Raw genomic sequence first — 2,402 nt, 5'->3', positions numbered from 1 at the left:
GATGCCGCTGGCCGAGGTCAAGGCGCGCCTGGCGGCTGAACCGGGTTACCTGGCCTCGCTCATCGCGGCTTACCTGGTGGACAACCCGCACCGCGTGACGGTCACTCTGGAGCCGGACGCGGAACTGGCCCAACGGCTGGAGGCGGACGAGCGCCGCCGCCTGGACGCGGCCCACGGCGACATGGACGCCGGCGAGCTACAGCGCGTCATCGACGAGGCCCGCGAACTGAAGGAGCGGCAGGAGACACCTGACCCGCCCGAGGTGTTGGCGTCGCTGCCCATGCTGAAACGGGCCGACCTGGAGCCGCGCCACAAGCCCATCCCCCTGGCCGAGGAAGAGGTGGCCGGCGGGCGCGTGCTCTATCACGACCTGTTCACCAACGGCATCGTCTACCTCGATCTGGGGCTGGACCTGCACGCGCTGCCGGCCGACCTGCTGCCCTACGTGGACTTGTTCGGCCGGTCGCTGGTGGAATTGGGCACGGAGACGGAGGACTTCGTCAAGCTGTCGCAACGCATCGGCCGGACGACGGGCGGCATCGCGCCCACGACGCTCCTGGCCCCGCAGCGCGCGCAGTACGCGGCGGCTGCCTACCTGGTGCTGCGCGGCAAGGCGACGCTGGAGCGCGCGCCGGAGTTGCTGGACATCCTGCGCGACGTGCTGCTGACGGTCAAGCTGGACAACCGCGAGCGCTTCCGCCAGATGGTGCTGGAAGCCAAGGCGGGGGCGGAGGCGCAACTCGCCCCGGCCGGCCACATCGTCGTCAACACGCGGCTGCGCGGCCACTTCAACCCCGCCTTCCGCGCCGAGGAGATGATCAACGGCGTGGAGCAGCTGCTCTTCCTGCGCCGACTGGCCGAGCAGGTGGAAAGCGACTGGCCGGGCGTCCTGGAGCAGCTGGAGGCGGTGCAGCGGGCGTTGGTCAACCGCTCGTCGCTGATCGCCAACGTGACGCTGGACGAGGCCGGCTACCGCGCCTTCGCGCCGCAACTGGCCGGCTTCCTGAGCGCGCTGCCGGCCGCGCCCTTCGCCCCGGCCGGCTGGTCGGCCGCGCCGCTGCCGGCCCGCGAGGGGCTGGCCTTCCCGGCGCAGGTGAACTACGTCGGCAAGGGGGCCAACCTCTACCAGTTGGGTTACACGCTCGACGGTTCGATGGCGGTCATCAACAACCTGCTGCGGACGGGCTATCTGCTCCAGAAGATACGCATCCAGGGCGGGGCCTACGGCGCGTTCGCCACGTTCAGCAACCACTCCGGCGTCTTCACCTATCTGTCCTACCGCGACCCGAACCTGCTGGAGACGCTGGGCCATTACGACGCCACGGCCGCCTTCCTGCGCGGGCTGGAACTGAGCGACGACGAGCTGACCCCGGCCATCATCGGGGCCATCGGGGCCATCGACGCCTACCAGTTGCCCGACGCCAAGGGCTACACCTCGCTGCTGCGCCGCCTGACCAACGAGACGGACGAGACGCTGCAAGCCTACCGCGACCAGGTGCTCTCGACGACGCTGGCCGACTTCCACCGGCTGGCCGATGTGCTGGAACAGCTGAACGCCGCCGGCGAGATCGTCGTCCTCGGCAGCCGTGAGGCGCTGGAGGGGGCGAATGGGGCGGGGTTGGGATTGGCGATTACGAAGGTGATGTAGAAGAGCGGGGGAGCAGGGGGCGAGAGAGCAGGGGAGCGGCGCTCTACAGAGTCCGCATCCTCAGATGCGGGGTCAAAAGAAAGAGATGCCCTGCAAGGCACTCTTCTCCCCCCGCTCCCCTGCTCCCCTGCTCCCCTGCTCCCTTTCAAACAACAATAGGAGCCACACAAGCATGACCCCCCTCCTCCCCCACCGCATCCCCCGCGCTCGCCGCGTCGGCGAGAAGGTCGCCTTCACGCGCACGCTGACCGAGGCCGACGCGGCGCTGTTCATCGGCGTCACGTGGGACCTCAACCCGTACCACACCGACGATCGCTACACCGCGCAGACGCGCTTCGGCCGGCGCATCGTGCCCGGCCTGCTGACGGCCAGCCTGCTGACCCACCTTGGCGGGCTGTGGGCCTTCCTGGCGACGGAGATGACCTTCGAATTTCTCGGCCCCGTCTACATCGGCGACACGGTGACGGCCGAGGCGGAGATCGCCGAGGTTAGCGAGAAGGGGTGGGTGCGGCTGGCGGGGCGGGTTGTCGGCGCAGACGGCCAGGATGTGCTGCGGGCGATGATTCGGGGGTATCCGGGTAGGTTTGAGGAGTAACTCCCAGACCTGACAGGTTTGCCGCAAACCTGTCAGGTCTATCGGATGATCGATATCGCGTGACACCGCGACAATATGTCATTAGACTTTCCGTGTTGTGGCCGATCCCGCTTCGCGGGGGAACCGGTTAACGGTCACGAGTCCGCCGTTCATTGCAGG

Annotated in this window: 1 protein-coding gene and 1 pseudogene; both read left to right on the top strand. The window is 68.3% G+C overall.

Annotated elements, in window-relative coordinates:
- Positions 1-1,648 (top strand): annotated as a pseudogene (locus ACE3UY_RS10430) (peptidase M16); the annotation flags it as partial.
- 172 nt (positions 1,649-1,820) lie between these two features.
- Positions 1,821-2,243 (top strand): MaoC family dehydratase, encoded by a 423-nt coding sequence (locus ACE3UY_RS10425; RefSeq protein WP_374687469.1) that lies wholly within the window; start codon positions 1,821-1,823, stop codon positions 2,241-2,243.
- Positions 2,244-2,402 lie beyond the last annotated feature (159 nt).

The sequence above is a fragment of the Promineifilum sp. (SeqCode) genome (genome assembly GCF_041918635.1).
In the GTDB taxonomy this organism is placed as follows: Bacteria; Chloroflexota; Anaerolineae; order Promineifilales; family Promineifilaceae; genus Promineifilum.
Note: the sequence above shows the minus strand (reverse complement) of the source record. Positions and strands in the feature narration are given on the sequence as shown.